Origin of the sequence: Nonomuraea sp. 10N515B (genome assembly GCF_052245915.1) — a bacterium.
In the GTDB taxonomy this organism is placed as follows: domain Bacteria; phylum Actinomycetota; class Actinomycetes; order Streptosporangiales; family Streptosporangiaceae; genus Nonomuraea.
On the sequence record NZ_JBQQBQ010000054.1, the window covers coordinates 1 to 26,970 of the forward strand.

General features: G+C 68.4%; 25 protein-coding genes and 1 pseudogene. 12 read left to right on the forward strand and 14 right to left on the reverse strand.

Annotation, left to right across the window (positions count from 1 at the left end):
- Nucleotides 1-265: 265 nt before the first annotated feature.
- A complete protein-coding gene (locus tag ACTWQA_RS45665; protein WP_443165118.1) occupies nucleotides 266-733 on the reverse strand; it encodes a pyridoxamine 5'-phosphate oxidase family protein in 468 nt (155 codons plus the stop codon).
- 717 nt (nucleotides 734-1,450) lie between these two features.
- Nucleotides 1,451-2,137 (reverse strand): GbsR/MarR family transcriptional regulator, encoded by a 687-nt coding sequence (locus ACTWQA_RS45670; RefSeq protein ID WP_443165119.1) that lies wholly within the window; start codon nucleotides 2,135-2,137, stop codon nucleotides 1,451-1,453.
- A 207-nt stretch (nucleotides 2,138-2,344) separates the two neighbouring features.
- Here ACTWQA_RS45670 and ACTWQA_RS45675 point away from each other — a divergent pair, with 207 nt between their 5' ends.
- The gene (locus tag ACTWQA_RS45675) at nucleotides 2,345-2,701 is read left to right on the forward strand and encodes a serine hydrolase (RefSeq protein WP_443165120.1); all 357 of its coding nucleotides are present in this window, start codon (nucleotides 2,345-2,347) and stop codon (nucleotides 2,699-2,701) included.
- A gap of 164 nt (nucleotides 2,702-2,865) precedes the next feature.
- Here ACTWQA_RS45675 and ACTWQA_RS45680 read toward each other — a convergent pair whose 3' ends face one another.
- On the reverse strand, nucleotides 2,866-3,186 hold the full coding sequence (locus ACTWQA_RS45680) for a hypothetical protein (RefSeq protein WP_443165121.1): 321 nt from the start codon (nucleotides 3,184-3,186) through the stop codon (nucleotides 2,866-2,868).
- A gap of 562 nt (nucleotides 3,187-3,748) precedes the next feature.
- Here ACTWQA_RS45680 and ACTWQA_RS45685 point away from each other — a divergent pair.
- Nucleotides 3,749-4,681, forward strand: coding sequence for a nitroreductase/quinone reductase family protein (locus ACTWQA_RS45685; protein WP_443165122.1), 933 nt, complete (start codon nucleotides 3,749-3,751; stop codon nucleotides 4,679-4,681).
- 270 nt (nucleotides 4,682-4,951) lie between these two features.
- Here ACTWQA_RS45685 and ACTWQA_RS45690 read toward each other — a convergent pair whose 3' ends face one another.
- Together ACTWQA_RS45690 and ACTWQA_RS45695 are read right to left on the reverse strand one after the other, a co-directional pair.
- Nucleotides 4,952-5,215 (reverse strand): hypothetical protein, encoded by a 264-nt coding sequence (locus ACTWQA_RS45690; RefSeq protein ID WP_443165123.1) that lies wholly within the window; start codon nucleotides 5,213-5,215, stop codon nucleotides 4,952-4,954.
- Nucleotides 5,216-5,493: 278 nt separating this feature from the next.
- Nucleotides 5,494-5,949, reverse strand: a complete 456-nt coding sequence (locus ACTWQA_RS45695; RefSeq protein ID WP_443165124.1) for a DUF6632 domain-containing protein — start codon at nucleotides 5,947-5,949, stop codon at nucleotides 5,494-5,496.
- Between the two features lie 106 nt (nucleotides 5,950-6,055).
- On the opposite strand from ACTWQA_RS45695, the gene ACTWQA_RS45700 reads away from it, so the two are divergent.
- On the forward strand, nucleotides 6,056-6,778 hold the full coding sequence (locus ACTWQA_RS45700; protein ID WP_443165125.1) for a winged helix-turn-helix transcriptional regulator: 723 nt from the start codon (nucleotides 6,056-6,058) through the stop codon (nucleotides 6,776-6,778).
- Nucleotides 6,779-6,956: 178 nt separating this feature from the next.
- Here ACTWQA_RS45700 and ACTWQA_RS45705 read toward each other — a convergent pair whose 3' ends face one another.
- Nucleotides 6,957-7,130 carry a hypothetical protein gene (locus ACTWQA_RS45705; protein WP_443165126.1) on the reverse strand — a complete coding sequence of 58 codons (174 nt, stop codon included), beginning with the start codon at nucleotides 7,128-7,130 and terminating at the stop codon, nucleotides 6,957-6,959.
- Nucleotides 7,127-8,119, reverse strand: a complete 993-nt coding sequence (locus ACTWQA_RS45710; RefSeq protein WP_443165127.1) for an ISAs1 family transposase — start codon at nucleotides 8,117-8,119, stop codon at nucleotides 7,127-7,129. The genes ACTWQA_RS45705 and ACTWQA_RS45710 overlap by 4 nt, the downstream gene beginning before the upstream one ends.
- Nucleotides 8,120-8,397: 278 nt before the next feature.
- On the opposite strand from ACTWQA_RS45710, the gene ACTWQA_RS45715 reads away from it, so the two are divergent.
- From ACTWQA_RS45715 to ACTWQA_RS45745, 7 genes are all read left to right on the forward strand, one after another.
- Complete coding sequence (locus ACTWQA_RS45715; protein WP_443165128.1) at nucleotides 8,398-8,865, forward strand: hemerythrin domain-containing protein; 468 nt, start codon at nucleotides 8,398-8,400, stop codon at nucleotides 8,863-8,865.
- Nucleotides 8,866-9,752: 887 nt separating this feature from the next.
- Nucleotides 9,753-13,421 (forward strand): nitrate reductase subunit alpha, encoded by a 3,669-nt coding sequence (locus ACTWQA_RS45720; protein WP_443165129.1) that lies wholly within the window; start codon nucleotides 9,753-9,755, stop codon nucleotides 13,419-13,421.
- A complete protein-coding gene (narH, locus tag ACTWQA_RS45725; RefSeq protein WP_443165130.1) occupies nucleotides 13,421-14,971 on the forward strand; it encodes a nitrate reductase subunit beta in 1,551 nt (516 codons plus the stop codon). The genes ACTWQA_RS45720 and narH overlap by 1 nt, the downstream gene beginning before the upstream one ends.
- A complete protein-coding gene (gene narJ / locus ACTWQA_RS45730) occupies nucleotides 14,968-15,681 on the forward strand; it encodes a nitrate reductase molybdenum cofactor assembly chaperone (RefSeq protein ID WP_443165131.1) in 714 nt (237 codons plus the stop codon). The genes narH and narJ overlap by 4 nt, the downstream gene beginning before the upstream one ends.
- Nucleotides 15,678-16,361 carry a respiratory nitrate reductase subunit gamma gene (gene narI / locus ACTWQA_RS45735; RefSeq protein WP_443165132.1) on the forward strand — a complete coding sequence of 228 codons (684 nt, stop codon included), beginning with the start codon at nucleotides 15,678-15,680 and terminating at the stop codon, nucleotides 16,359-16,361. The genes narJ and narI overlap by 4 nt, the downstream gene beginning before the upstream one ends.
- Before the next feature lie 35 nt (nucleotides 16,362-16,396).
- A complete protein-coding gene (locus ACTWQA_RS45740; protein ID WP_443165133.1) occupies nucleotides 16,397-16,888 on the forward strand; it encodes a hypothetical protein in 492 nt (163 codons plus the stop codon).
- A 2-nt stretch (nucleotides 16,889-16,890) separates the two neighbouring features.
- Nucleotides 16,891-17,853, forward strand: coding sequence for an Acg family FMN-binding oxidoreductase (locus tag ACTWQA_RS45745; RefSeq protein WP_443165176.1), 963 nt, complete (start codon nucleotides 16,891-16,893; stop codon nucleotides 17,851-17,853).
- Between the two features lie 37 nt (nucleotides 17,854-17,890).
- Here ACTWQA_RS45745 and ACTWQA_RS45750 read toward each other — a convergent pair whose 3' ends face one another.
- Nucleotides 17,891-18,301 carry a hypothetical protein gene (locus ACTWQA_RS45750; RefSeq protein WP_443165134.1) on the reverse strand — a complete coding sequence of 137 codons (411 nt, stop codon included), beginning with the start codon at nucleotides 18,299-18,301 and terminating at the stop codon, nucleotides 17,891-17,893.
- A gap of 491 nt (nucleotides 18,302-18,792) precedes the next feature.
- On the opposite strand from ACTWQA_RS45750, the gene ACTWQA_RS45755 reads away from it, so the two are divergent.
- Nucleotides 18,793-19,548, forward strand: coding sequence for a DsbA family protein (locus ACTWQA_RS45755; protein ID WP_443165135.1), 756 nt, complete (start codon nucleotides 18,793-18,795; stop codon nucleotides 19,546-19,548).
- Between the two features lie 74 nt (nucleotides 19,549-19,622).
- On the forward strand, nucleotides 19,623-20,180 hold the full coding sequence (locus tag ACTWQA_RS45760) for a vitamin K epoxide reductase family protein (RefSeq protein WP_443165177.1): 558 nt from the start codon (nucleotides 19,623-19,625) through the stop codon (nucleotides 20,178-20,180).
- Between the two features lie 305 nt (nucleotides 20,181-20,485).
- On the opposite strand, the pseudogene exaC reads toward ACTWQA_RS45760, so the two are convergent.
- From exaC to pflB, 6 genes and pseudogenes are all read right to left on the reverse strand, one after another.
- A pseudogene (gene exaC / locus ACTWQA_RS45765) lies at nucleotides 20,486-22,004 on the reverse strand (acetaldehyde dehydrogenase ExaC).
- 15 nt (nucleotides 22,005-22,019) lie between these two features.
- Nucleotides 22,020-22,553, reverse strand: a complete 534-nt coding sequence (locus ACTWQA_RS45770) for a hypothetical protein (RefSeq protein WP_443165136.1) — start codon at nucleotides 22,551-22,553, stop codon at nucleotides 22,020-22,022.
- Between the two features lie 43 nt (nucleotides 22,554-22,596).
- Complete coding sequence (locus ACTWQA_RS45775) at nucleotides 22,597-23,157, reverse strand: hypothetical protein (protein WP_443165137.1); 561 nt, start codon at nucleotides 23,155-23,157, stop codon at nucleotides 22,597-22,599.
- Nucleotides 23,158-23,398: 241 nt separating this feature from the next.
- The gene (locus ACTWQA_RS45780) at nucleotides 23,399-23,809 is read right to left on the reverse strand and encodes a pyridoxamine 5'-phosphate oxidase family protein (RefSeq protein ID WP_443165138.1); all 411 of its coding nucleotides are present in this window, start codon (nucleotides 23,807-23,809) and stop codon (nucleotides 23,399-23,401) included.
- A gap of 154 nt (nucleotides 23,810-23,963) precedes the next feature.
- Nucleotides 23,964-24,689 (reverse strand): pyruvate formate-lyase-activating protein, encoded by a 726-nt coding sequence (gene pflA, locus ACTWQA_RS45785; RefSeq protein ID WP_443165139.1) that lies wholly within the window; start codon nucleotides 24,687-24,689, stop codon nucleotides 23,964-23,966.
- 10 nt (nucleotides 24,690-24,699) lie between these two features.
- Nucleotides 24,700-26,946, reverse strand: a complete 2,247-nt coding sequence (gene pflB, locus ACTWQA_RS45790; RefSeq protein ID WP_443165140.1) for a formate C-acetyltransferase — start codon at nucleotides 26,944-26,946, stop codon at nucleotides 24,700-24,702.
- Nucleotides 26,947-26,970 lie beyond the last annotated feature (24 nt).

The following is a 26,970-nucleotide window of genomic DNA, read 5'->3' on the forward strand; positions in this document are numbered from 1 at the left end:
GGGACTGCTTGGGGTCCTGCTGTGGTCCTGCCACCTGCTCCAACCTCTTCCAACGGGTGATCAAACTACCCGCGGCTGATAGGTGTTTCGGACCGGGACTGGTTCATTAGCTCTGACGCGGATGGGAAGTCCTGACGAGTCGAGCTGCATACCTCTCAACATTCCCGCTTGCGCCCCTTCCGCAGTAGGGACGAAAGTCCCATCATTCCCGCAGAACGGCTCATGGGCTGGCGTGGCGGCGGCGTCGGCTTCGCGCCCTACGCGGCTACCCCGAGGTCGCGCCAGGTACCGCAGCGGCGGGAACCAGCATGAACCCGGTGACGATCTCGGGCTGGATACGAATCACCTGATCCATATCGCCCGCCACCCACGGGAGGAGCATGGCCTTGAGCCGGGCGGTCTCCCGCGGATCGGTCACGAGCCGGGCTACCCCAGTGACGATCACGCTCCAGCCCAGGCGCTCGTGTCCGTCCAGCTCGTCGGCCTCGAAAGCCACCACGGTTTCCGACGGCGCCACGTGGGTGCTGAGGATCGTGCCGGGATTGGAGCGGATGATGATCTGCCCGTCCACGACGAGGTGGTTGACCGGCCGCACCGCGGGCAGCGCATGGCGGGTGAACACGATCCGGCCGAACGGCACACCGGCCAGCAGGCGCATGGCCTCGGCCTCGGGTAGTTCCTGGAGATGCCGCGCACTCATCCCGTCGAGCCGCTCACCGTGCTGGGAAATCACCCCAGCATCCTGCCGTCCCCGAACCCGCCGAAATAGGGACCAAAGTCCCTTTTTTCGGCATGGCAAGGTCCGTGCGCGGGTTGTTCCGCGCGCCTGGGCACAGCGGTCCAGCTTCCTACGCTCTGGCGGGATCGATGAGGGCGTTGACAGGGGGCATGACGGCCATCATCTTCATGATCATCGGTGTGCTGCTGAACGCGCTCGCCCCTGACGCCGGAATCTATCTGACCGGCCGGGGGCTGAGCGGGCTCGGTGCCGGTGGCGTGGTGGGGGCGACGGTGGCATTCGCCCGGCGGGCCGGGGTCCTGTACTGGTGGGCTCGCCTATTTAACTCGCGCCGAACGGCCCGGGCCGGGACCTTCAGCAGGCGTTTACGCAGGGTGGCCGGGGCAGGCCAGATACTGGCACCCGGGAGACGTAGGTGCGACGGGTGTCGGCCGCCAGCGGTACCTGCTGCAGTGCGGCGGCGTAGTCGGCGAGCAGGTGTTCGTAGGTGGCGAGCAGTGGGGTGGGGCGGGCACCGCGCCGCTTCGGCTGATCACTGCCCGCGTTCTCGGAAGTTGCTGGCGGGGGTTGTGACCCGGCCGGAGCCGGATTCTCGGAAGTCACATCGGGAGCGTACTTCTGGGAACGTGTCAGTCTCGGAACTGCGATGCTGTCCGGCAGGCGCGTGGGTGGGGCTGGAGGGATCGCGGTTGCGACGTCTATCCGGCTTCGTCATTTTCGAGTCCCTCGGGCCGAGCACGGACTGACGATCAATGCGTCGCGTTGCGCGGGGTTCAGGCGGTCGGGCCTCGGGGTGATAGCGTACGCGCCGCGCCCGACCTGCTCCACGGTGAGCGGGTCGGACAGGATCGGACGACGGCTGATCGCGTCCAGGGCGTCGGCCACTCGCTGGATGGGCCAGTCCAGTGCCGTGGCGAGTTCGTCCACGGTGAGTGGCCGAGCGGCGTACACCAGCGCGGCCAGTACTGTCACCGCGTCGTGCACGACGGCGTCGGTGAGGCCGCTGTCGTTCATCTGCTCGCTGATCCAGGCGAAGAACTGAGCCATCTGGCCCAGCCGGGTGCCGGCGGGCGTGCCGGCGCCGAAGATCTCGATCCCGTACCGCGCGGCCGCCGCGACCTCGGCGTGTGCCCCGGTGTCGGCTTTGAACGCCCGGAGCCAGACGTCGCCGTCGATGACGTACCGCTCGCGGCGGCCGCAATCCTGTGTGCGCCTGACCAGTTCGATAGCCTCGAGGTAGCCGATGGCCTTGGACACCGACGCTGGGCCGACCTGTAGCTGGCGTACGAGCTCGGCGGACGTCAGGCCCCCGGAGTCGGAGGTGAGCAGGCAGACGAACACGCGAGCGGGCATCCGGGGAAGGCCGGTCCCGACCAGCAGCGTCGCGAACTGCTCCACGAAACCGCGCTCGGACTCGGCCGGCCGCCCGTCGGCTGGTGGCTCCGTGGCCTGAACTGCGGCGGCGGGCGCGCTGCCCGGCGGTCTGCTGGGCGCGGTCGGCCAGGTAGCCGCTGGGCGCTACTCAAAGTTCGACCAGGCCGGCCGTCCCACGGAGATCCATGATGTGACCAACGCGGACCTCAGCTGGGCGGGCGCAGCCGGGGCATGGTGTCGACGACCACGGACCTGAACCGGTTCCTGCGGGCCCTGCTGCGCGGCCGTCTCCTCCCGCCCGCCCTGCAGAAGGAGATGTTCACCACCGTCTCGACAGAGGGCGCGGACTGGGTCCCGAACACCAGGTACGGCCTCGGCGTCTACTCGCAGAAGCTCTCGTGCGGGGTCACGCTCTGGGGCGGCGGCGGGTACATCCAAGGCTCAGTGACGTACGCGATGGGCGACCGGCAGGGCGCCCACACACTGGTGAGCAACATGAACGGCGACTGGAACGACCACCTGAAGACCTTCACCAAGCTCTTCGAGGCGCGCTTCTGCCCGGCGGCCTCCCGACACCCAGCCTCGTAGCGAGCCCCCGCAAACAGCCCGTCCGGCAACCCGATCGCCACGATCGCTGTCGCGGGCCGCTGACCTGTGCGAGCAGGCAGCCCGCATGGTTGAGCACGCAGGGGCTGTCGACGATGACAAGGCGCGCCGCCAGCTGGTGGCCTCCTGCGAGCACGAGACCATGGTCATTGCGCGGGCGCGAGCCGGTAGTCCACGGCGAAGGCTGGTCGGCAGGTGGCCTTGGACAGGCGGTAGGCCATGATGCGCTCCATCGGCGGGTTGCTGAAGGAGTAGCCGCCGTGGTGGACGTAAACGGTCACGCCTTCTTCGGCAGAGGCGCGGCCGGCGGTGACCCAGGTTCCGGGGACGCTGCCGGTGTCCGGCAGGACCGAGCGCAGGTCGGCGTCGCCGTCGAGGACGAGCGGGTCGGAGAAGACCTGACGCATCTGTGCGCGTACGGCGTCCGGCTCCTCCGGGGAAGCGGGAATGCGGGTGATGGTCAACAACAGAAGAGTCCTTTCGGCCTGAGACATGGCTGGGCACACGGAAGAACCACGCGGTGACAGGAGCATAGGGTGGCGGCGAAGTCCTCCACGCGCCGGCGGCGGTCTCCTCGTAGCCGCGCACGCGCTCCGCTACCGCCGCCCCAGGCGACGCCGGGCGGGGAATCGCCAACATCGACGCGGCCGGTGGCCTCCAAGGGGTCGCGCATAGCCGTGGTTCTCTCATTTGGATCCGCAGCCTCCGGCCCATCGGGTGATCTCTAGGGCTGACTCGAGATCGGGCCCAACTCCGGTCCACCGGCTCCCAATTGCACCCGCCAAGGTGACGTTGCTCGATCAGCGGGAACGGTGTTACGGTCTCACCGAGCCCCGTATGGGCCTACGCATGGAGGTAGCGGCTACTCAGCCCTTGCAGAGATCGGCACGTTCCGTCTCTCGCAGCTTGTCAACCCCTGTCCTGGGATTGCTGCGCCCATCTTCACTGCGTAGGCGTGCGGGGTATTTCTGTGTCGATTTCCGGTGGCGTGGCCCTCCTTCGCGATCAATCGACACGGAAAGGCAGTGCATGAGCAAGGAACAGGCCGAGACCTGGGCGGGCTTCGACGTCAATGAGTTCCAGCGCCAGGTCATCGCCGAGTTTCGGGCGAACAACGGGAAGATGAGCGGCATGTTCGAGGGCTGGACATTGGCCGTGCTGACGACCGTCGGAGCCAAGAGCGGCCTGCTACGGGAGAGCATCCTGGGGTATCTCGAATTCGACGGAAAAGGAATCGTCGTCGCGTCCTCGAATGGCGCCGACAAGCACCCCGCGTGGTACCACAACATCCGCAAGAACCCGATCGTGACAGTCGAGACGGGTAGCGACACCTATCAGGCAATCGCCGCCATCCCGCCGACCCAGGAGCGTGACAAGCTCTTCGACCGCGTGATCGCCGAGGCGCCGGGGTACGCCGACCACCAGGCCAAGACGACCCGGGAGATCCCGGTCGTCGTACTGCACCGGATCGGCCCCAAGCCCGGCGAGGAGCGGGTCAAGGGCATGGGCGACTGGATCATCGAGGTGCACGACTGGTTGCGCAAGGAGCTCGAGACGCTCCGCGCCCAGGCGGACCAGGCGATCGAGGGCGGCGTGGACACGATCGAGCGGACGCCGCCGGACCTCGCCCAGCAGATGCGCACCCACTGCCTGAACTTCTGCGGGGCGCTGAGGAAGCATCACGGCGGCGAGGACATGGCCATGTTCCCGATGCTGGCCAAGCAGTTCCCCGCACTCGCTCCGGCGCTGGCACAGCTCGGCGAGGAGCACAAGGTGGTGGCGCGGATGCAGGACGACATCCAGCAGCTCGTCGACAGCTTCGTACCTGGTGAAACCGACCCCGTGCAGCTGCGCGCCGACCTGGAGCGGCTGGCGAACCAGCTGGAGTCCCACCTCAGGTACGAGGAGGAGACGATCGTGACGGCGCTCAACGCCACGGCCCCAGCTCCCACATTCGGCTGATCACCCACCAGCACCCCCCGGGGCCGACCCCTTCCTCGGCGCAGGGGTGTCCGCTGCGCGCCGGGGCTCCGGCACGAGGATGCCGCCGCTCGGGAATCCAGGTTCCGGTCGCCATTGCCGCCTCTGGCACAGTGCGCATTCCGGCGAACACGATCGCCACGGTCCAGTGCCTGAGGTCTTTGTCCCAGCCGCAGTTGAGAGCCCCCCGACAGTCTGCGGTGAGCAGCGCGATAACCGTCGCGACAGCCAGATGAGAAGACTGGACGCCGGTCATGCCGCCCGGCGGGCGTCCGCGGTCACGGGCAGGCGGGCCGGTGGCTGGACCGTCGTGCGGCGGTCCAGCCGTCCGGACAGCAGTGCCAGGCCCAGCCCGCCGGTGGTCATCAGCGCTCCGACCCAGTTGGGCGCGGTGTAACCGAGTCCGGCGTCGATGGCCAGCCCGCCCAGGCAGGCGGCGATCGCGTTGCCCAGGTTGAAGGCGGCGACGTTGGCGGTGGAGGCCAGGGTGGGGGCGGCCTTGGCGGTGTCGAGCACCCGGGTCTGCAGCGGGCCACGGTGGCGAAGCCGAAGCCGCCCAGCAACGCGAGGGTGACCACGGCCGGGACCTGGGCGGCGGCGGTGAAGGTGAAAGCGAACACCGACGTTGTGGGACGACCAGGGCCCCGGCGTTGATTCGCTATGTCCTGTTCCAGCATGCCGCACCACACCCCTCACCACCACCGAGAAGCCAGTCAGCCAGCTGATCAGTAGCGAGCGTGCCCGGCCGAGCACGGATTTGTCGATTGGCCTGGGCGAGAACCCCCCAAGCGGGGTTATCGCTCGGCCGTGACCCTCTCGGAGGGCATGAGGAAGAAGATGCCGAGGGCCAGGATCAGGATGAACGGGATGTCGGTCAGGAACTTGCTCCAGTAGCGGTCCAGGTCCGTGGCCGCCTGCGCGACCATGAGGAGGGCGTGGGCCAGGTTGGCCCACATCGTGAAGGACAGGAACGACCTGTGGGCGAGCGGGTTGCGAGCCGCCGCCAGGAGGAACACGCCCCACACGATGTAGATCGTGAACAGCATGGGCGGTACGTGGGCGTGCTCGTGGCCGGAGCTGATGTCGTTCCAGATCGTCCAGTTCAGTGGGCCGCCGGCCTCCGCCAGCAGAGGTGTCTGCACGATGAACCCGATGAAGAGCGGCACGAAGATCGCGAGTGACATCACGCCGTAGACGCGTAGGAACGCGGCGAGGGCGGGAGGCCTCTTGTCCTGGTTGTGCTCGTCCATGTCAAGCCTCTCTCGGAGCCATTGCATGGTCGGACACTACAACTCTCTAGTTGGAAAAAACAACTACAAAGATGGATTGACGGACTATACCTGGTAGGGTGGGGACATGGTCGGCAAGCGGAGTTACGGCGACGGATGCGCGATCGCACACGCTCTCGAACTCGTGGGAGAGCGCTGGGCGCTTCTGGTTGTGCGGGAGCTGATCCTCGGACCCAAACGTTTCACCGACCTGCGCGCCGGGCTGCCGGGGATCAGCGCGGACATCTTGACCCAGCGTCTGCGCGAGTTCGGGGAGGCTGGCATCGTGCAACGCCGCAAGCTCTCCCCGCCCGCCGGTTCCTGGATCTACGAACTGACCGGTTGGGGCGCCGAGCTGGAGCCCATCGTCACCAACCTCGCCCGATGGAGCAGCCGCTCTCCCGCGCTGCCACACCACGTCCCGCTCAGTGCCGACTCCGCGGCCTTGTCACTGAAGGCCCTGTTCGCGCCTGCTGCCGGCGAAGCGCTCGACCTCACCATCGGTCTGCAGCTCGGCGAGCACCATTTCCTGCTACGGATAGACCGCGATCGCCTCCACCTAGCCCGCGTCGACTTCAGCCCGGCACAGGCAGACCTGCTCATCGAGACCAGCCCGCAGGTCCTGGTCGCCCTGCTCGGCCGCGCCCGCACCCTCGACGACTTCCTCACCACGGGTGACCTCATGCTGACCGGGCCGCAGGCCACCGCGGAACGCTTTCTGCGCCTCTTCCCGCCCCCAGAGCCGATCACCGGAATTTCCGCCCGTTCCAGCAGTGACACCCTGCCCACTTCCGATGATTACCGTGGATAACCACTCGGATGGGAATCACTGCTTCCGAATCCACCAGAACCCATCCCCGCCGTGACGGATGATCACTCGCCATGATCACCTGTTGCCGCCTGGGCGAGTAGGCCCAGCCCTCCTCGAGCCAGGCCCTGACCTGGCAGGGCCCAGCGTTGATTCGCTATGTCTCGTTCCAGCATGTTGATCAGATGTTGTAGACGGCGAAGGTGTCAGTGCGGTCGAGGAGGTCGCGGCGGGCGTGGGCGATGTTGGCGCGGTCGGCCAGACGCATGGTGCTGATCGCTAGATTCCGGAAGCTGGCCAGGGCTCTGGGCAGCGTACCGGTCCTGACCTGCGAAGAGTCCTCCCGGAAGGTCACATCGCGGACCCAGTGGAGCCGATTTTCCACTGTCCAATGTGCTCTCTCGTAATGGTGAGGTGCGCGGGACCGGCCAACTCGGCGGGCAAGCTCGTGATGCCGTACACGATCTCCTTGCTGGTCCAGCAGCCATCCAAGTCGCCGACGTCGCGGCGTAGCCGGAAGGCCTGCCGGGCACCGGGGATCAGGTCGTCATCGGCCGCGGCGGTGCGGATGGCGCGGCGTTCGGTGCGGCCATGCCCGTGATCGTCATCAATGGCGGTAGTGGCGATCCACTCGGTGTCCGGGCCGGTCAGCAGAGTCTGTACGGCGGCGCGGGCCAGCGGCTGGTTCCCCGTCAAGATGAGCACGTAGTAGGCGCCCAACTGTTTGGTGATCAACCGGGCGGTGGCCTTGGTGGTGTGCAGGGCGTCCAGGGTCAGCACCATCCCGGCCACCTCCAACTGCGCGAGCAGGGCGCGGGCGGCAGGCCCTTCGCCAGGCTTGCCGGCGACCTGGCACTGCCCCAGCACCACGCCGTGCTCGTGGCTGATCGCCCCGACCAGGAAGACCCTTCCGCCGTCGGCAGTGCGGGCGCCGCGGCATGCCTTGCCGTCCACAGCGGCGCCGGGCAACAGCGCGGGCGGGGCGGGATGGGTGTGCTGCCGCTGCTCGGTACGGCGTTGCTCCCGCTCGGCGGGCCCGGGAGTAGCGGGGACCTGCGGCACAGGGGCTTCGCGGCGGACCACGTCGGCGACATAGCCGCTGATCGCCGCGATTCTATCGCTGCCGACCACCAGCGTGGCGCATGCGGTCAAGGTCAAGATGACCACCAGCGGGTGGCGCAGCCCGCAGGTCGAGCGCTGATCCGGCACCGTCGCCAACCGGCGCATCAGCGCCGATTCCACCACAGCCGGGTCGGCGGCCAGTTCCGCTTCCCGCAACGCCAGATCGGCGAGCTGGTCAAGGCACGGGACGAGAGCGGGGCTGGTCAGGGAAGATGGGGACACGAGCGCGACTCCTGCGGCGATCTTCGGATTCGAGACCTGAAAGATCACCAGAAGTCGCGCTCTTTCGTATCCCACCTGCCGAAACCCTCAACCGCGCCATACCGCATCAGAACTCAAGAACGCCGGGGTCCTGGTGGGACGGCCGGCCTGAGTTGATCGTCTGGGGGCCGTCGGTTTAGAGTTCCAGGCAGCGTCGCGTGTCGGTGGCGGACTGCGTCAGGCACGGAGGCGTCGGATCCGGAAGGTGGTCATGATGATCCTTTCCCCGTTCCCCACCTGTGGGTGAGAGCGAGAAGAACAGGCTCATAGCCTGGAACCTTGAACTGCAGGCGGCGCATCAACGCCTGCATCGAGCACTGCGCCTCGCGCGCGAATCCCTGGAAGCCGGGGACACCGCCTCGGCACGGGCAGACCTCCTGCTGTACTGCAAGGGATTCTGTGCCGCCCTCGACGGGCATCACGTGCGCGAGGACGTCGGGCTCTTTCCCAAACTGTCCGCGCGCCATCCGTCGCTGCGGCCCACGATCGCCAAGCTCCAGCAGGACCACGAGATGATCGCGATGCTGCTCGGGCGGTTGGACCGCGCGATCACCTGGGACGCCACGCCGAGCGAGCTGGCCATGCACCTGGACGGCATCTCCGCGATCATGGAGTCCCATTTCCGGTACGAGGAGCGCGAACTCCTGGGCGTCCTGTCAACGCTGGACCTCGACGCCGATCCGGATGACCTCCTCGGACCGCTCTGATCGTGGCCTTCCCCTCTGAGCTATGCGAGGTGCTGTCAGTCCACCGAGGTCATCGTCATGGACGTCCCCCGGACCCCCAGCGGCCGACGCCGACGACTACGCCACCGCCGAAGCCATCGCCGCCATCACCCGCATTACCAGCGGCAACTCCCGCCTCACCGTCCGCCTCGTCGATCAGATCGAACGCGTTCTGGAGATCTGGTGTCCGCGCCTACCCGTTCAATCCTGCATGGATCCTGCTCGACCTCAACATCGCGCGCTCTGCTGATCCGGATCCCGGTGAGCAGTTACTTGTTCCTGAGGCGGCAGAAGTAGACCAGGAGCGGCGGTGGGCAGTCCGAACGAGGCAGGATCCACGCCGGAGGCGGCTCGCAGATCTACCTCGCCGCCTTCGAACCGTGCGCCTTCGAAGGTGACTTCGCTGCCGTTGAATAGCGCTGTGCCGAAATAGGCCTTGCCGTTCAGGAACCGCGCCTGGTGGAACCACACCTTGCCCCCGCCGAATTGTGCGTCGTGGAACCAGACCTCGGCGCCGCAGAAGTCGGGGTGCTATCGCACGGTGGCCACGGAAAGGGGCCACCTGCTCCCACGTTGAGTGGGACTTGGGTTGCCGGGGTTTCACGGTCTTCTCGGAAGCCGCTGGCCCTGCGTCGATGCCCGGTAGCGGGGATTCTCGGCCGGATATGACCAGTCCGCGGGGCCGGCCGCCGCCGGGGCGCGGCCGCATCAGCGGAGCCGTTCGCCGTCCCGCTGGATCGGCACCACCCCGCCAGCCCGGATGGTCATCGGACCTTGGAATGAGGGACTTTGGTCCCTGCCGGAACTGGCTCGCCGCACCGGATCCTTGACGGCATGTTCCCTGTTTCGCCTGCGTCAAGGATGGGCCGATGACCGAGACACCGAATGACGGGCCTGGCATCGACACGATCCCCGGCATGGGGCCGCTGCTGGCCGCCCGGAAGTTCTTCACGAAGGCGGAGGTGTCGGCCGACGGCCGTACCCTGCATCAGATCGATCCGAGTGGCTGGGATCGCTTCTACCGGGATCGGTGGGCGCACGACAAGGTGGTGCGCTCGACTCATGGGGTGAACTGCACGGGGTCGTGCTCGTGGCAGGTGTTCGTCAAGGACGGTCTGATCACGTGGGAGCACCAGGCGACCGACTATCCGTCGGTGGGGCCGGAGTCGCCGGAGTATGAGCCGCGCGGCTGCCCGCGGGGAGCGTCGTTCTCCTGGTACACCTACTCGCCGTCGCGGGTGCGCTACCCGTACGTGCGCGGGGTGCTGCTGGAGATGTGGCGTGAGGCCAGGGCCAGGCTGGGGGATCCGGTGCTGGCGTGGGCGGAGCTGACCGGCGACCCGGAGCGGGCGCGGGCGTATAAGCGGGCGCGTGGCAAGGGCGGCTTCGTCCGCTCCAACTGGGACGAGGTCGTCGAGCTGATGGCCGCCGCGCACGTGCACACGATCAAGCAGTACGGCCCCGACCGGGTGGTGGGCTTCTCGCCGATCCCGGCCATGTCGATGGCGTCGTTCGCGGCAGGGACACGGTTCCTGTCGATGATCGGCGGCACGCTGCTGTCCTTCTACGACTGGTACGCCGACCTGCCGATCGCCTCCCCGCAGGTGTGGGGCGACCAGACGGACGTGCCCGAGGCGGCCGACTGGTGGAACTCCCGCTACCTGATCATGTGGGGGTCCAACATCCCGGTCACCCGCACCCCGGACGCCCATTTCATGACCGAGGCCCGCTACCAGGGCACCAAGGTGGTGGCGGTCAGCCCGGACTACGCCGACAACGTCAAGTTCGCCGACGACTGGCTGGCCCCGCACCCCGGCACGGACGGCGCCCTCGCCATGGCGATGGGGCACGTGACACTGACCGAGTTCTTCCGCGACCGCAAGGTCCCGTACTTCACCGACTACGTCCGGAAATACACCGACCTGCCGTTCCTCGTGACGCTGGAGCCGCGCGGCGACGCATACGTGCCGCGCCGGTTCCTGACCGCCGCCGACCTGGGAGAGGAGAGCGAGAACGCCGAGTTCAAGACCGTCTTCCTGGACGAGCAGACGGGCGAGGCGGAGGTGCCGAACGGCTCGCTGGGCTTCCGCTGGGGCCAGGAGGGCGAGGGCCGCTGGAACCTCGACCTGCACGGCGCGACCCCCGCGCTGACCCTGTTTGACCGGTCCGGGCGCGCGGTCGCCGTCGACCTGCCGCGCTTCGACGAGGGCGCCACCGAGGGCGGCTCCGTCATGCGCCGTGGCGTACCGGTCACAGAAGTGGCCGGCAAGCTCGTCACCACAGTCTTCGACCTGCTCATGGGCCAGTACGGCGTGGCCCGCGACCTGCCGGGGGAGTGGCCGGAGTCGTACCTGGACGCGAGCCAGCCGTACACGCCCGCGTGGGCGGAGGAGATCACCTCGGTGCCCGCCGCGACGATCGCCAGGATCGCTCGCGAGTTCGCCCGCAACGCCGAGCGCACCGAGGGCCGCTCGATGATCGCGATGGGGGCGGGCACCAACCACTGGTTCCACTCCGACCAGATCTACCGCTCTTTCCTGACGCTGACCACGCTGACCGGCTGCCAGGGGGTCAACGGCGGCGGCTGGGCGCACTACGTCGGCCAGGAGAAGGTCCGCCCGATCACCGGCTTCCAGCACCTGGCCTTCGCCTTCGACTGGCAGCGGCCGACCCGGCACATGGCCGGCACCGCGTTCTGGTACCTGGCCACCGACCAGTGGCGTTACGAGCAGTTCGGGGCGGGTGAACTCGCCAGCCCGCTCGGCTCCGGCGCCTTCGACGGCAAGTCGTTCGCCGACTGCAACGCCCAGGCCGCAAGGCTCGGCTGGCTGCCCTCGCACCCGACGTTCAACCGCAACCCGCTCACCCTCGCCGACGAGGCCGACCGGGCCGACATCCCGGTGGCCGAGCACGTCGTGAACGAGCTGAAGTCCGGACATCTCCGCTTCGCCGCCGAGGACCCGGGCGACCCGGCCAACTTCCCGCGCGTGCTGACCGTGTGGCGGGCCAACCTGCTTGGCTCCTCCGGCAAGGGCAACGAGTATTTCCTGCGCCACCTGCTCGGCACCGACGCCGAAACCCGTAACCAGGAAGGGCTGCACCCGGCCGAGGTTACCTGGCGCGAAGAGGCCACCGAAGGCAAGCTCGACCTGCTCACCGCGATCGACTTCCGCATGACCTCCACGGCGCTGTTCTCCGACGTCGTGTTGCCGGCCGCCACCTGGTACGAGAAGCACGATCTGTCGAGCACCGACATGCACCCGTTCGTGCACGCCTTCAACCCGGCCATCGCCCCGCCCTGGCAGACCCGTAGTGACTACGACGCCTTCCTCACCCTCGCCGACCGCTTCTCGGAGCTGGCCGCCGATCACCTGGGCAAACGCACCGACGTGCTGGCCGTCCCACTCACCCACGACACCCCCGACGAGCTCGCCCAGCCCGGGGGCCGGGTACGCGACTGGAAACACGGCGAATGCGAGCCCGTACCCGGCAAGACCATGCCGAAGATCATCACGATCGAGCGCGACTACGCCGCCGTCGGCGAGCGCATGCGCTCCATCGGGCCGCTCTTCGCCGAGTTGGGGCTGACGACCAAGGCCGTGACTTACAGGGTCGGTCCGGAGCTCGACTACCTGGCCGGCAAGAACGGCACCACCGGCGAAGGACGCGTCTCGCTGGCCACGGCCGACCGGATGTGCGAGGCCATCCTCGCGTTGTCGGGCACCACCAACGGCCGCCTGGCCACCCAGGGGTTCGAGAGCCTGGAGCGGCGCACCGGCACGAAGCTGGCCGACCTGGCCGCCGAGCACGAGGGCAAGCGCATCACGTTCGCCGACACGCAATCCAGGCCGCAGCCGGTGATCACCTCGCCGGAGTGGTCCGGGTCGGAGACCGGCGGGCGCCGCTACTCCGCCTTCGTCATCAACGTCGAGCGGGACAAGCCCTGGCACACGCTGACGGGACGCCAGCAGTTCTTCCTCGACCACGACTGGATCATCGAGCTGGGCGAGCAGCTGCCCGCCTACCGGCCGCCGCTCAACATGCGCCGCCACTACGGCGAGCAGGGCGACGGGGGAGCGGCCGAGGTCAGCGTGCGTTACCTGACCCCGCATTCGAAGTGGTCCATTCACTCGGAATACCAGGACAACGCCTACATGCTGGCCCTGTCGCGCGGCGGGCCCGACATCTGGATGAGCGTCGAGGACGCCGCCAAGATCGGCGTCGCCGACAACGACTGGATCGAGGCATACAACCGCAACGGCGTGGTCGTGGCCCGGGCGGTGGTCTCGCACCGCATGCCCGCCGGGACCGTGTACATGTACCACGCGAAAGACCGCAACGTGAACGTCCCGCTGACGGAGAAGTCGGGCCGGCGCGGCGGCGTGCACAACTCCCTCACCCGGCTGCTGCTCAAGCCCAGCCACCTCATCGGCGGGTACGCGCAGTTCACCTACGCCTTCAACTACTACGGGCCGACCGGCAACCAGCGTGACGAGATCACGGTGATCCGCCGCCGCGGCCAGGAGGTGACCTACTGATGCGCGTCATGGCACAGGTCGCGATGGTGATGAACCTGGACAAGTGCATCGGCTGCCACACCTGCTCGGTCACCTGCAAGCAGACGTGGACGAACCGGGACGGCGTCGAGTACGTCTGGTTCAACAACGTCGAGACCAAGCCCGGCGTCGGCTACCCCAAACGGTATGAGGACCAGGACCGCTGGCACGGCGGCTGGCAACTGGACCGGCGCGGCCGGCTCAAGCTCCGCGCCGGCGGCCGCATCAAGCGGCTGCTCAACCTGTTCTCCAACCCCGACCTGCCCGACCTGGACGACTACTACGAGCCGGCCACCTACGACTACGACACCCTCATCAACGCCCCCGCCGGGCCGCACACTCCGGTCATCCGCCCCAAATCAGCCATCACCGGACGCGACATGGCCATCACCTGGGGCGCGAACTGGGAGGACGACCTCGGCGGCGCCCCCGAGCATGCCCCGGGCGACCCCAACCTGGCCGCGATGGCGGAGAAGGTGAAGATGGAGTTCGACAAGACCTTCATGTTCCACCTGCCGCGCATCTGCGAACACTGCCTCAACCCGGCCTGCGTGGCCGCCTGCCCGTCCGGCGCCATGTACAAACGCGAAGAGGACGGCATCGTCCTGGTGGACCAGGACCGCTGCCGCGGCTGGCGCATGTGCGTGTCCTCGTGCCCGTACAAGAAGGTGTACGTCAACCACAAGACCGGCAAGGCCGAGAAGTGCACGTTCTGCTTCCCCCGCATCGAGGCGGGACAGCCGACCGTGTGCGCCGAGACCTGCGTCGGCCGGCTGCGCTACATCGGCCTCATCCTGTACGACGCCGACGCCGTGCTGCAGGCCGCGCGTGTCCCGGACCCGAAGGACCTGCTGGAAACCCAGCGCAGGGTCTTCCTTGACCCCGAGGACCCCGGGGTGATCGCGGCCGCGCGTGCCTCGGGAATCAGCGAGGACTGGATCCAGGCGGCGCAGAAGTCGCCGATCTACCGGCTGGCCATGCGCTACCGGGTGGCGCTGCCGCTGCACCCGGAATACCGCACCCTGCCCATGGTCTGGTACATCCCGCCGCTGTCCCCTGTCCTCGACGCCGTGACCGGCGCAGGCGCCGACGCTGACGACCCCGACAACGTCTTCCACGCCATCACCGACCTGCGCATCCCGCTCGAATACCTGGCGAGCCTGTTCTCCGCCGGGGACACCGAGGTCGTGGCCGGTGTGCTGATGAAACTGTCGGCGATGCGGGCCTACATGCGCACCCGCACCATCGACGGCACCATCGCCACGGACCTGCTGGAGTCGGCCGGGATGACGGCACCCGACATGGAGGACATGTACCGGCTGCTGGCCATCGCCAAGTACGACGAGCGCTACGTCGTGCCCGCAGCTCACCGTGAGGACGCCGCCGCCCTGTCCGCCCAGGTGGACGGCTGCAGCCTCGACGGCGACGGCGGCCCCGGCATGAGCGACTTCCACCCGACCGGCCTCACCGGCCGCCGCAGCGACGGCCGCATGGCGCTGAAGCTCTTCGTCGGCAAGGGAGGCACGGCGTGAAGCTCCTGTCCTGGCCCCGGCGGGTGGCCGTCACCCCGCCCGTCCCGTCCCAGCACACCGCGCACATCCGCGACGGGCACACAGCGCCCGAGCACCGTGCCGTGCTGCTCCGGCTAGTCTCTATCCTTCTGCAGTACCCGGACGCCAGCCTGATCGCCGCCCGCGGCGAGCTGACCGAGGCGGTGAGCGGCCTGCCGGAGTCGGCGGCACGCGAGTCGCTGACACGGTTCCTCATGTGGTTCTGCGACAGGGAGCCGATGGCGCTGGCCCGCGACTACGTCGAGACGTTCGACCTGCGCCGTAAGTCCAGCCTCTACCTCACCTACTACCTGCACGGCGACACCCGCCGCCGCGGCATGGCCCTGCTGACGCTCAAGCAGCGTTACCGCGTGGCCGGGCTCACTCCGCCCGAGGGCGAGCTGCCGGACTTCCTGCCGGTGGTCTGCGAGTTCGCCGCCCTGGCGGGCCCGGCCACGGGCGAGGCGCCGCTGCGTCAGCACCGCAAGGGCCTGGAGCTCATCCGCACGGCCCTGCACGAGGGCGGCTCGCCCTACGCCCTCGTCCTCGACGCGCTCTGCGCCGAACTGCCCGACCTGTCGGCAGCCGAGCACGCCGCCGTCGCCGACCTCGCCCTGGCGGGTCCGCCCGCCGAAGAGGTTGGGCTGGCCCCATACGGTCCGCCGCTCACCGAATTGGAGGTAAGACCGTGAGCGTCGCGCTCTGGGTCGTCGTCCCCTACATCGCCCTGACGATCTTCGTCGTCGGTCACATCTGGCGCTGGCGCGTCGACCAGTTCGGCTGGACCACCCGCACCACGCAGGTGCTGGAGAGCCGGCTGCTGCGGCTCGGCTCCCCACTGTTCCACCTCGGCGCGTTCGCCGCCATCGGCGGCCACGTTCTCGGCCTGCTCGTGCCCAAGTCCTGGACTGAGGCGGTCGGCGTCGACGAGCACCTCTACCACCTGGTGTCGGTGAGCGCCGGAACCGTGGCCGGGCTGATGGTGGTGGCCGGTCTGGGGTTGCTGCTGGCTCGCCGCTTCACCAGCCCGCGCGTGCGCCGCACCACCACCCGCGCTGACAAGGTCCTGTTCGCGATCCTGGCGGTGGTGATCCTGCTCGGCATGACCGCGACCGTGGGTAAGAACCTGCTCGGCGGCGGCTACGACTACCGCGCCACCATCGCCGTCTGGTTCCGCGGCGTCCTCACCTTCCGCCCCGATCCCAGCCTGATGGCCGACGTGCCGCTGATCTTCCAGTTGCACGCGATGTCGGCCTGGCTGCTGGCCGCGATCTGGCCGTTCACCAGGCTCGTCCACGTCTGGTCGGCACCCATCGCGTACCTATGGCGGCCCTACGTCGTCTACCGGCGGCGCCTTCCCGCGCACCGATGACCGGCATTCATCGTTATCACGGCAAGGAGCAAGAAATGAGCGTTGTCCGAGCGGCGGCGGTGATGCTTTTGGGCGCCGCCGGCGCCGCGATGGTGGCCGCGGGCCCGGTGATGGCCGCCCAGGGGAGGAAGGCGCGCGCCGAGATCCAGGGGGAGCTGCGTGGGCAGGCGATCAGCTTCCCCGGCAAGGGACTGCCTACCGAACTCGCCACCCACGAGGGCAAGCCGGTCCTGACCGGCCCGCAGGCCCGCGCCTTCGCCCAAGTGATCGGGAACAATGTGCTGATGGCGACGGGCGGCCGGACGTACGGCGAGATCAGCGCCGAGCTGCACGCCGCGGGCGGCGACGACGAGAAGCTGGAAGGGCTGCGGCAAACCGCCTTCACCGGACAGATGCTGCGCGCCTCCCTGCTGAACGCCTACCAGGCCTGGCAGCTCACCACCCTGGTCATCGGCCTCGGCGCACTGCTGACCATCACCGGCGCCGCCCTCCTCGCCACGAGCACCACGCTCGCCCTTGCCACGTGACAATGGTCCAGCCCTTCGCCACTCCCGCTGGCGTACGCCGGATCGTCGAGGCCGCGGTCGCCGCGCCCTCCGTGCACAACACCCAGCCGTGGCTGTTCCACCACCTGAGGGACAGCATGACCGTCTACGCTGACCTCCGTCGGCAACTGCACGTCACCGATCCCCTCGGGCGCTGCCTCGGCTTGAGCTGCGGGGCGGCGTTGTTCAACATGAGGCTGGCCATCCGAATGACCGGGTACGAGGCTCGTGTCCTGCCGTTGCCCGCTCCGCGCGGCGCGCCCGATCTCCTCGCCGTCGTGCGCGCCGTCCAAGGGGAGCCGCCGTCACCGAACGAGCAGCGACTGCATGCCGTGATCCCGCACCGGCGCACCAACCGCTTCCCCTTCGACGGCCGGCCCTTGCCGCACGAGACCGTCGACGACTTGATCGTCGCGGCTCGCCATGAGGGCGCCACCCTTGTCATGCTGGACGACCGGGCGGCACGCACGGTCCTCGACATGGTCGCCGCCGCAGACCGAGCGCTCTCCCGCGATGAGGCATACCGCTGCGAGCTGTCCCCCTGGGCGAGAGACGCCCCCGACGTGGAAGGCGTACCCCGCCACGCCTTCGGCCCTCGCCCCGACGGCACCGCACTACCCTTGCGCGACTTCGGGCTCGGGGCGAGCCGGGAGGTGGCAAGCTTCGAAAGAAACCCGCAGATTGCCGCCCTGTTCACCGGTGGCGACAGTCCGCGCGACTGGCTGGTCGCCGGACAGGCGCTGCAGCGGGTGCTGCTCACCGCCACCGCCCATGGGGTGTCGGCGTCACTGTTCAGCCAGCCTCTGGATCTACCAGGCAATGGGCGCCGCGGCGAGCCCACTGGGACACTCGGGCATCTGCAGATGCTGCTGCGGCTGGGGTACGGTCCGCCGGTTCCCGCCGTGCCACGCCGCCCCCTCCACGAGGTCTTCAACACCCGGCAGTAAGAGTAGGTGCCTGGTCCTCGTGCTGTGGTCAGCACTACTAGCCGCCCCGACCACCAGTGGCGGCCGGGGCGGCGGTGACTCTCTGCCAGGACCAGGCCGAGACGCCGATCAGCGCGGTGTAGACCACCCGCCCGTTGTTGCCGCTGAACGAAATGTCACGGGCCGCCTGGACGCCCGGGCCGAATTCTTCGGTCCCGAGGTCGAGATCGTTTTCGCCGCCGCGGCCGCCGTTGCGCTCCCTGAGCCGGACCGCGGCCCGCGTGCTGAACTCCTTGTGGATGGCGAGCGAGACGTTCTCGTTGTTCCTGGACTTGTTCAGGTGATGCGGGCCGGACACGTGCTGCTCGGACTCGCCGTCGAGGGCGAGGTAGACGTCGATCTCGTCCAGGTTCGTGATGCCATCGCGGGTCTTGAAGCAGTGCAGGTTGGTGATGTCGAGCTGTGCCACAGCGGGCCTCACTTCGGGTAAAGGGGGACCACGATGCCCCCCGCTGTGCTGACAGGGTGAGCGAGCGCGAGGCGCGGCACCCGGTACAACAACCCGGAAGGCGAGTGCTCCTGCGCATTGCGGAGCACTCGCAGTCCTAATAGACGAGCGCTTCCTGCACACCAGCTACGACCAGTTCCGGGCGCGCCACCATCGCCACCTTCCTGCCGCTGACCGGCATCGCCCACCACACCGAGATCGCCGCGGGGCACGTCAGCAGGGGCGTATGCCTGGGCCTGGCCGAGGGGCCACGGCTGGGTGAGACGTCCGATACAGGACCAAGGTCCACAGGGTTGGGACTTTCGGCCCGGGTGTGGGTGCGGCGGTCTGCTCCAAGCTGGACGGCGAGCGTCAGCGAGAGGCATCCGGCCAGGGCCGAGCGCCGGTCAGGAATGGTGACGACGCGTTGGTCGCGTGGCGTTCGATCTTTCGTCCAGCAAGGAAACGAGACCATGAGCACCGAGGCACGCATCAAGTCCCGCGAGCTACGCAACGCCCGGGCTGCCGCCGAGCGGCGCAGGCGGAAGCGTACCCGCCTGATCGCGGCCGGCGGCGGCCTGATCATCGTGGGCCTGCTGGTCGCCATTGTAATCAGCTTGACCAACGCGGCGGGTAATGGCGGCTCCCCGGCGGGTCAGGGCGGCAAGGCCCCGGCGATCGCTACGGCGGGCGGGGCGCTGGCCCTGGGCAACGCGGCAGCGCCGGTGAAGCTCGAGATCTACCTCGACTACATGTGCCCGTACTGCGGGCGCTTCGAGCAGGCCAACAGCGGCGAGCTGGAGATGCTGGTGGCCGACGGAACGGTGCGGCTGGAGCTGTACCCGCTGTCGTTCCTGGACAAGGCGTCCAACGGCGCGAAGTACTCCACGCGGGCTGCCAACGCCGTCGCCACCGTCGCCGACCTTGCACCCGACAAGGTTCTGGCGCTCAGCACGGCGCTGTTCGCCCACCAGCCCGAAGAGGGCAGCCGCGGCCTGTCCGACGAGGAGATCGCCGCGCTAGCCAGGAACGCCGGCGTCCCGGCGGACGTGGTGAACGCCTTCACCGGCCGCAGTTTCGAGCCGTGGATCGCGACCTCGACGCAGGCCGCTTTCAACACGGGGATCTCGGGCACGCCGACCGTGAAGATCAACGGTAAAGTGTTCGAGGGCGACCTCTACACCGCGGGCCCGCTGACCGCGGCCGTGACCGCGGCCAAGGGCCAGTAGTGGTGCCGACTGTGACCACGGTCCTGCCTCGCCTGCACGCGCTCCGTCACTCCAACGCGTGGATCTTCGGAACCATGTTGTTCTCGGCGTGCCTGAGCCTGACCGCGTCGTTCGTGCTGTCGATCGACGCGGTGCGCCTGGCGGCCGACCCGGGTGCGGACCTGTCCTGCAACATCAACAGTGTCGTCAGCTGCGGCACGGTCGGCAGCTCCTGGCAGGCGCACCTGTTCGGCTTTCCGAACGCCTTCCTGGGGCTGGTGGCCGAGCCGGTCGTGATTACCATCGCGGTGGCGAGCCTGGGCCGGGTGCGGTTCCCGCGCTGGTTCATGTTCGCCGCGCAGGTGGTCTACACGCTCGGCCTGATCTTCGCGTATTGGCTGTTCTACCAGTCCATGTACGTGATCGGCGCACTGTGCCCGTGGTGCCTGCTGGTGACCGTGTCCACGACTCTGGTGTGGTCGACCCTGACGCACGTGAACGTCCGCGACGGAAACCTGTTCCTGCCCCGGCGAGTACAGGCGGCGCTGAGCCAGGCAATCGACTCCGACCTGGACGCGATGGCCGTCACGATCTGGATCCTGGGCATGGTCCTGGCCGTCGTGCTCAAGTACGGCTGGACGCTGTTCGGCTAGCGTCATTTCACGGTCAGGACGCGCCCGGCCAGGCTCGCCAACTGCCCTCCACACGCAGGGGCAGGATGCGGTAGCGGATCTCCAGTGGCATGTCGAAAGCCGTGACGATCGCGGCGCGCATGAAAACACCCCCTTCTCGACGACGGGAACGCCGTGGCGGAGCTCCAGCTTCGGAAGGAGGCGGGTAGCGGGCTTAGGGACGAAGGTCGGCTGTGGGCGGCGTTTGGTCTCGACTGGGAGGCCGGATCTCCGCGAGGCCGTGCCCACCTGGCTTGCGGGCGGGTACGGCCCGTCGGGGGTGCTTGTCAGAAGAAGCCGAGCTTCTTCGGCGAGTAGCTGACCAGTAGGGTTCTTGGTCTGCTGGTAATGGTCGAGCATGGCGCGGTGGTTCTCGCGGCCGATGCCGGACTCCTTGTAGCCGCCGAAGGCGGCGTGCGCCGGGTAGGCGTGGTAGCAGTTGGTCCACACACGACCGGCCTTGATCCCGCGGCCGAGCCGATAGGCGGCGTTGATGTCGCGGGTCCACAGGCCGGCTCCGAGTCCGTACCGGGTGTCGTTGGCGATCTTCAGGGCTTCGTCCTCGGAGTCGAACGTGGTCACCGAGACCACCGGGCCGAAGATCTCCTCCTGGAAGATGCGCATGTCGTTGGTGCCGCGGAACACGGTCGGCTGGATGTAGTAGCCACCTTCCAGGCCGGGAATCGTACGGGCGCCGCCGCCGGTCAGCAGCTCGGCGCCCTCGTTGCGGCCGATGTCGATGTAGGAGAGGATCTTGTTGTACTGGTCGTTGCTCGCCTGGGCGCCGATCATCGTGGCGGGGTCGAGCGGGTCGCCGCCGACGATGGCCGCGGTGCGGGCAAGGGCCCGGCTGATGAGCTCGTCGTAGATGGAGGAGTGGATCAGGGCGCGGGACGGGCAGGTGCAGACCTCGCCCTGGTTGAGGGCGAACATCACGAATCCCTCGACGGCCTTGTCCAGGAAGTCGTCGTCCGCCGACAGGATGTCGGGCAGGAAGATGTTGGCGCTCTTGCCGCCGAGTTCCAGGGTGACCGGGATGATGTTCTGGGCAGCGTACTGCATGATCAGCCTGCCGGTGGTGGTCTCTCCGGTGAAGGCCACCTTGGCCACGCGAGGACTGGCGGCCAGCGGTTTGCCCGCCTCGGGGCCCAGGCCGTTGACGATGTTGAGGACGCCGGGCGGGAGCAGGTCGGCGATCAGCTCCATCACCAGCAGGATGCTGGCCGGGGTCTGCTCGGCTGGCTTGAGGATCACGCAGTTGCCGGCCGCCAGTGCCGGGGCGAGCTTCCAGGCGGCCATCAGGATCGGGAAGTTCCACGGGATGATCTGCGCCACCACGCCGAGCGGCTCGTGGAAGTGGTAGGCGACGGTGTCGTCGTCGAGCTGGCTGAGGCCGCCCTCCTGGGCGCGCAGCACACCGGCGAAGTACCGGAAGTGGTCGACTGCCAGCGGCAGGTCTGCGGCCAGGGTCTCCCGTACCGGCTTGCCGTTCTCCCAGGTCTCGGCGACGGCGAGCCGCTCCAGGTTGGCCTCGATGCGGTCGGCGATCTTGTTGAGGATGTTCGCCCGCTCGGCCGGGGAGGTGCGTCCCCATCGGTCGGCGGCGGCGTGCGCCGCGTCCAGGGCCAGCTCGACGTCGGCGGCGGTGGAACGCGGGACCTGGGTGAAGACCTTTCCGTTGATCGGGCTGAGGTCATCGAGGTACTCCCCGCCCACCGGGGGTACCCACGCCCCGCCGATGAAGTTCTCATACTGCTTGGTGTAGGTGACGATGCTGCCCTCGGAGCCTGGGGGTGCGTAAGCCATGGTGTCGTCTCTCCTTCACGCGGCGCTAACAAGCCCACGGTGAAGAAGTGTGGTTGGCGAAAGGTTGGCGGAAGAATCGCCGCTCAGTCGCCCAGGGCGCTTCGGCAGCGCTACCCCACGGCGCGCATCGCCGCTGGGCAGCAGGGCCAGGGCCCGCTGGTGGACCTCCAGATCGTACGGGTGCAACTCGCCATACCGGAGCACCGGCTCCGGCCGCCCGGACCGGAGCACAACCTCGCGCACGGCGACCTCGATGTGCTCGCTCGACATCCGGATGCCGGGCGCGTCGGACGACGGCAGGAGTGGGCCGCGGTAGGCGTCGACGGCCTGTTCGCCCCGGCCGGCCGCCAGCAGTGAGAGCACCTCGGCCGCGTCGGACGCGATCGGCTCGGTGAGGTCGTACCGGCGGGTCGACAGCGCCCCGCGCAGCGTGCTTCTGAGGTGAGATACTTCCGCCTTCAGCGTGGCCGCCGCGACGTACCGCTCGCCGTACAGCTCGTCGCGCAGCCGCTCGGGGGACATCGCGTGCCCATTGAGCGTCAGCAGCACGAGGATCTCCAACTGGCGGGGCCGCAACCGTACCGGGATGCCGTCACGCAGCAGCTCTACGTCCCCTTGACAGCGCAGGTACAGACCCGGCCGGCGCCTTGATCGGGGCGCAGTAGCAGACCCAGCCGTGCAGGGCCTGCACCAGGTGCTCGGCCGAGAACACGGTGGCCGGCTGCCCGTGCCGCAGCGCCAGGGACAGCGCGTTGGTGCCCATCGCCGGCTCGTCCCAGCATCCGCCGGGCGCGAAGTTCACCGTCTCGGCTCGGCGGCGCATGACTCGTCCGCCACACGTCCACAGGATGGTGCCCGACTCGTCGGTGATCGCGGCGATGAACCCGCCGTCCTCGGCGATCGTCCGCAACTCATCCGAAATGGACCGTACGGGCTCACGCAGCGGCGAACAGGCCCACCGGTCGTCGGCGGCGGCGTCTACGGGTGCGCAGTCGCGTTCGGGAGGCACCCACCGGATCGACCGCCGCCACGACGACGCGACGATCTCCTCGCGCAGGCCGGCCTGCTTGTTCGCCCGATCGCCCGCGACCCACCCCGCCCAGTGGCGATGCAGCCGGTCACGGCGCTCACGCAGCGTACCGTGCCGATACATGCCCAATCCTCGAGTACGTGCTCATGGGCCGCGCTCCCCTTGAGCCCTTCCGCTGATGTCGTTCCCAGCATGAGGGAGGCGCCCTTCTCGCGCCAGGGACGAAAGTCCCCGGCCCGTGACGGCCCAGCCGGATTGACGACCAAAGACTGATTGTCCCGACCTGGCGGCCCTGCGGCGGGCGGACCCGCCTGATGTGCCACCTGGACCAACATCTGGGGGGCTGCTTGCCTGATCTGGATGGTCAGGTGGGCTGCTGAATGCGCCGACCGGTGGCCTCAACCGTCGTGATGACGATGAAGTGGTCGCGGCCGCGCGCCCACGGCGTCAGCCGCAATTCTTCCAGCCGGGCGATCTCCGCAGGGTCGTCGGCGACACGGGCAAACCCGACGATGGTGACCGACCAGCCGTTACGCTCCTCCGGGTCGAAGTCGTCGACCTCGAAGGCCACGACCGCACGGCGGGTGGCGGCGGCCAGCTTGGAACCGGCCGCTGTGCGGATGACGATGTCCTCCCCGTCCATGCAGAAGTTGACCGGCTGCACGGCCGGCAGGGCGCGGTCGGTGAAGACGATTCGCCCGATGGGTCGTGAGGGCAGCAGGCGCATGCACTCCTCGTGGCTAAGCACCTGCAGGCCGGCCGAGTCGAGTTTCATATCGCCAGCCTGCCAGCGTCCCTGCCTGACAGGTTAGGGACGAAAGTCCCGGGACGGTCGCCGATCGCCCTCGGTCGTGGTGACCGTAGACCGTCCGACAAGCCGTCTTAATGATCGCTTGGGGTCGCTTTGCAAGACCATTGACCCCAAGGATCTAGATGGCGATGAGCCCTTGGTCGCGGAACTGGGCGCGGACGCGATCCAGGAGCGCGTCGTCGGGCGGCGCCACGTCGGCCAGCGGGAAGCGCAGGCCGAGGCGCTGGTACTTGGCGGTGGCCATGCGGTGGAAGGGCAGGACGTCGACCCGTTCCACGTTGCCGAGACCGGCGACGAACCGGGCCAGCCCGTCCACATTCTCGGTGGCGTCCGTGAGCCCGGGGACCAGCACGAACCGTACCCACGTGGGCCGGCCGAGCTCGGCGAGCCGCCGTGCGAAGCGCAGGGTCGGCTGCACGGGGCCGCCGGTGACTCGCTGGTAGGTGGCCGGGTCGTAGGACTTGATGTCGAGCAGCACCAGGTCGGTGTCGGCCAGCATGGCGTCGGTGCCTCGGGCGCCGAGTAGTCCTGAGGTGTCCAGGGCGGTGTGCAGGCCGCTGTTGTGGCAGCGGTGGAGCAGGTCGGCGGTGAAGCGGGGCTGGAGCAGGGGCTCGCCGCCGCTGATCGTCACCCCGCCGCCGGAGACAGCGATGAAGCGCCGGTACGTGTCGATCTCGGCCATCACCTCGTCGACGGTGACCTGGCGGCCGTCGCGCATCCGCCAGGTCTCCGGGTTCTGGCAGTACTGGCAGCGCAGCGGGCACCCGCACGTGAAGACCACGAAGCGGGTGCCGGGGCCGTCCACCCCGATCGACAGGTCCCAGGAGCTGATGACGCCGTTCATGGCCGGCCGTTCACAGGGAGCCGTGGAAGGTGCGGTTGATGACGTCGCGCTGCTGGTCGGGGGTGAGGCGGACGAAGTTGACGGCGTAGCCGGCGACGCGGATGGTCAACTGCGGGTAGCGCTCGGGGTGTTCCATGGCGTCCAGGAGCACGGCGCGGGTCAGCACGTTGACGTTCATGTGGAAGCCGCCGGCGTCGAAGTAGCCGTCGAGCACCCCGACCAGGTTCGCGATGCGCTCTTCCGGCGTGCGGCCGAGGCCATCGGGGGTGACCGTGTTGGTCAAAGAGATGCCGTCGAGGGCCTGGTCGTAGGGGAGCTTGGCGACCGACAGGGCAGAGGCGATCACGCCATGGCGATCGCGGCCGTTCATCGGGTTGGCGCCGGGGGCGAACGGCTCTCCGGCGCGGCGGCCATCAGGGGTGTTACCGGTGTGCTTGCCGTACACGACGTTGGAGGTGATCGTGAGCACGGACTGGGTGTGCTCGGCGTCGCGGTAGGCGGGGTGGTGACGGATCTTGTCCATGAACGCGCGGACAAGGTCGACGGCGATGGTGTCGGCGCGGTCGTCGTTGTTGCCGTAGGCCGGGTAGTCCCCGTCGATCTCGTAGTCGACTGCGAGGCCGGTCTGGTCGCGGATGACCTTGACGCGGGCGTGCTTGATGGCCGACAGGCTGTCGGCGGCGACCGATAGGCCGGCGATGCCGCAGGCCAGGGTGCGTTTGACCGGGTAGTCGTGCAGGGCCATCTCGAGGCGCTCGTAGGCGTACTTGTCGTGCATGTAGTGGATGATGTTGAGCGCGTTGACGTAGGTCCGCGCGAGCCAGTCCATCATTCGGTTGAAGGCGGCCATGACCTCCTCGTAGTCGAGAACGTCTCCGGTCAGCGGCGGGTACACCGGGCCGATCTGGGTGCCGGTGATCTCGTCGCGGCCGCCGTTGATCGCGTACAGCAGGGTCTTGGCGAGGTTGACGCGGGCACCGAAGAACTGCATCTGGCGCCCCACCGGGGCGGCCGAGACGCAGCAGGCGATGGCGGTGTCGTCGCCCGTGCGGGGCCGCATCAGCTCGTCGCTCTCGTACTGGATGGTGCTGGTCTCGATCGACAGGGTGGCGCAGAACCGCTTGAACGGCTCGGGCAGCCGGGGTGACCAGAAGATGGTGAGGTTCGGCTCTGGTGCGGGGCCGAGGTTGCGCAGCGTCTGCAGGTAGCGGTAGCTGGTGCAGGTGACGAGGGGGCGGCCGTCGTCGCCGAGGCCGCCGATCGACTCGGTCACCCAGGTGGGGTCGCCGGAGAAGAGCTGGTCGTATTCGGGCGTGCGCAGGAAGCGGACGATGCGCAGTTTGATGACGAAGTCGTCGATGAGCTCCTGCGCCTGTTCCTCGGTGATGCGGCCCTCGGCGAGGTCGCGCTCGAGGTAGATGTCGAGGAAGGTGGAGGTGCGGCCCAGTGACATGGCGGCGCCGTTCTGCTCCTTGATGGCGGCCAGGTAGGCGAAGTACAGCCATTGGATGGCCTCGTGGGCGGTTTCGGCGGGGCGGGAGATGTCGTGGCCGTAGGAGGCGGCCATCTCCTTCAGCTCGCCCAGCGCGCGGATCTGCTCGGCCAGCTCTTCCCGGTCGCGGATCACCGCGTCGGAGGCGAAGGCATCGTCCAGGGAGCGCTGCTCGGCGTGCTTGGCGTCGATCAGCCGGTCCACCCCGTAGAGGGCGACGCGGCGGTAGTCGCCGATGATCCGGCCGCGGCCGTAGGCGTCGGGCAGGCCGGTGATGATGCCGGAGCGGCGAGCAGCCAGGATCTCCGGCGTGTACGCATCGAAGACGCCGTCGTTGTGGGTCTTGCGATACCGGGTGAAGATCTCTTTCACCCCGGGGTCGAGCTTGTATCCATACGCGGCCAGGCCGTTCTCCACCAAGCGCAGACCACCGGCGGGCATGATGGCCCGCTTCAACGGCGCGTCGGTCTGCAGCCCGACAATCAGCTCTCGGTCGCGGTCGATGTAGCCCGGGCCGTGCGAGGTGATCGACGACGGGGTCGAAGTGTCGACATCGTAGATCCCGCGCCGCCGCTCCTCCGGGAACAGCTCCGTGACGCGGTTCCACACCATCCGGGTGCGGTCGGTGGCCAACGCCAGGAAGCCATCGTCGCCCTCGTACGGTGTGTAGTTGGCCTGGATGAAGGCGCGCACGTCCACGGTCGACTGCCAGGCCGTGCCGTGGAAGCCGCGCCATGCTCCGAGTTCGAACGTCGTGGCTGTCATCGTTTCCCCTTATGCCGCGGTTGC

What these genes read in the sequence shown, in the direction of transcription:
- ACTWQA_RS45685 (WP_443165122.1), top strand. Translation starts at nt 3,749, where the DNA reads ATGAGCAAGGAACAGGCCGAGACCTGGGCGGGCTTCGACGTCAATGAG.
- ACTWQA_RS45720 (WP_443165129.1), top strand. Translation starts at nt 9,753, where the DNA reads ATGACCGAGACACCGAATGACGGGCCTGGCATCGACACGATCCCCGGC.
- pflA (WP_443165139.1), bottom strand. Translation starts at nt 24,689, where the DNA reads ATGAACGGCGTCATCAGCTCCTGGGACCTGTCGATCGGGGTGGACGGC.
- pflB (WP_443165140.1), bottom strand. Translation starts at nt 26,946, where the DNA reads ATGACAGCCACGACGTTCGAACTCGGAGCATGGCGCGGCTTCCACGGC.
- ACTWQA_RS45755 (WP_443165135.1), top strand. Translation starts at nt 18,793, where the DNA reads ATGAGCACCGAGGCACGCATCAAGTCCCGCGAGCTACGCAACGCCCGG.
- ACTWQA_RS45760 (WP_443165177.1), top strand. Translation starts at nt 19,623, where the DNA reads ATGTTGTTCTCGGCGTGCCTGAGCCTGACCGCGTCGTTCGTGCTGTCG.
- ACTWQA_RS45780 (WP_443165138.1), bottom strand. Translation starts at nt 23,809, where the DNA reads ATGAAACTCGACTCGGCCGGCCTGCAGGTGCTTAGCCACGAGGAGTGC.
- ACTWQA_RS45745 (WP_443165176.1), top strand. Translation starts at nt 16,891, where the DNA reads ATGGTCCAGCCCTTCGCCACTCCCGCTGGCGTACGCCGGATCGTCGAG.
- ACTWQA_RS45775 (WP_443165137.1), bottom strand. Translation starts at nt 23,157, where the DNA reads ATGTATCGGCACGGTACGCTGCGTGAGCGCCGTGACCGGCTGCATCGC.
- ACTWQA_RS45675 (WP_443165120.1), top strand. Translation starts at nt 2,345, where the DNA reads ATGGTGTCGACGACCACGGACCTGAACCGGTTCCTGCGGGCCCTGCTG.
- ACTWQA_RS45700 (WP_443165125.1), top strand. Translation starts at nt 6,056, where the DNA reads ATGGTCGGCAAGCGGAGTTACGGCGACGGATGCGCGATCGCACACGCT.
- narH (WP_443165130.1), top strand. Translation starts at nt 13,421, where the DNA reads ATGCGCGTCATGGCACAGGTCGCGATGGTGATGAACCTGGACAAGTGC.
- ACTWQA_RS45740 (WP_443165133.1), top strand. Translation starts at nt 16,397, where the DNA reads ATGAGCGTTGTCCGAGCGGCGGCGGTGATGCTTTTGGGCGCCGCCGGC.
- ACTWQA_RS45695 (WP_443165124.1), bottom strand. Translation starts at nt 5,949, where the DNA reads ATGGACGAGCACAACCAGGACAAGAGGCCTCCCGCCCTCGCCGCGTTC.